General features: G+C 66.1%; 1 protein-coding gene. It reads right to left on the bottom strand.

Annotated features, from left to right (window positions below; all coding sequences use genetic code 11):
* A partial coding sequence (locus ACWIHY_RS40330) for a (Fe-S)-binding protein (RefSeq protein ID WP_454381739.1) occupies positions 1-1521 on the bottom strand: 1521 nt, incomplete at both ends.

Here is a 1521-nt window from a genome sequence, read left to right as displayed (position 1 = left end):
CGGGGTCCTCACCGAGTCGAGGAGCAGCTGCGCCACGTCCACGACCTGGAGGGACTCCTTGGCCTTGCCGTCGTTCTTCTTGCCGTTGACGGAGTCGGTGAGCATGACGAGGCAGAAGGGGCAGGCGGTGGAGACGATGTCCGGGTTGAGGGACAGGGCCTCGTCGACGCGTTCGGTGTTGATGCGCTTGCCGATGCGCTCCTCCATCCACATGCGCGCGCCGCCGGCGCCGCAGCAGAAGCCGCGTTCCTTGTGGCGGTGCATCTCCTGCTGGCGCAGGCCCGGGACGGCCGACATGATCTCGCGCGGCGGCGTGTAGACCTTGTTGTGGCGGCCCAGGTAGCACGGGTCGTGGTACGTGATCAGACCCTCGACCGGGGTGACGGGGATGAGCTTGCCCTCGTCGATCAGGTGCTGGAGCAGCTGCGTGTGGTGGATGACCTCGAACTCGCCACCCAGCTGCGGGTACTCGTTGGCGATCGTGTTGAAGCAGTGCGGGCAGGTCGCGACGATCTTCTTCGACGCCTTCGGCTTTTGCGTCGCCGGATCGTCCTCGTCCTCCCCGTACGCCATGTTCAGCATCGCCACGTTCTCCTGGCCGAGCTGCTGGAACAGCGGCTCGTTGCCCAGGCGGCGGGCCGAGTCACCCGTGCACTTCTCGTCCCCGCCCATGATCGCGAACTTCACGCCCGCGATGTGCAGCAGCTCGGCGAAGGCCTTCGTGGTCTTCTTCGCCCGGTCCTCCAGGGCTCCGGCGCAGCCCACCCAGTACAGGTACTCGACCTCGGACAGGTCCTCGAGGTCCTTGCCGACGATCGGCACCTCGAAGTCGACTTCCTTCGTCCACTCCACCCGCTGCTTCTTGGCCAGACCCCAGGGGTTGCCCTTCTTCTCCAGGTTCTTGAGCATCGTGCCGGCCTCCGAGGGGAAGGCCGACTCGATCATCACCTGGTAGCGGCGCATGTCGACGATGTGATCGATGTGCTCGATGTCGACCGGGCACTGCTCCACACACGCACCGCACGTCGTGCACGACCACAGCACGTCCGGGTCGATGACACCGTTCTCCTCGAGCGTGCCGATCAACGGCCGCTCGGCCTCCGCCAGCGCCGCCGCCGGAACGTCCTGGAGCTGCTCGGCCGTCGCCTTCTCGTTGCCCTCCATGTCCTTGCCGCCGCCCGCCAGCAGGTACGGGGCCTTGGCGTGCGCGTGGTCGCGCAGCGACATGATCAGCAACTTCGGCGACAACGGCTTGCCCGTGTTCCAGGCCGGACACTGCGACTGGCAGCGCCCGCACTCGGTACACGTGGAGAAGTCCAGAATGCCCTTCCAGGAGAACTGCTCGACCTGGCTGACACCGAACGTGTCGTCCTCACCCGGGTCCTCGAAGTCGATCTCCTTGCCACCCGACGTCATCGGCTGCAGCGCACCCAGCGCCGTACCGCCGTCCGCCTCACGCTTGAACCAGATGTTCGGGAAGCCCAGGAAACGGTGCCACGCCACACCCATGTTGGTGTTGAG

This window comes from Streptomyces sp. NPDC055287 (assembly GCF_053646035.1).
This window is presented reverse-complemented; position numbering and strand designations above follow the sequence as displayed.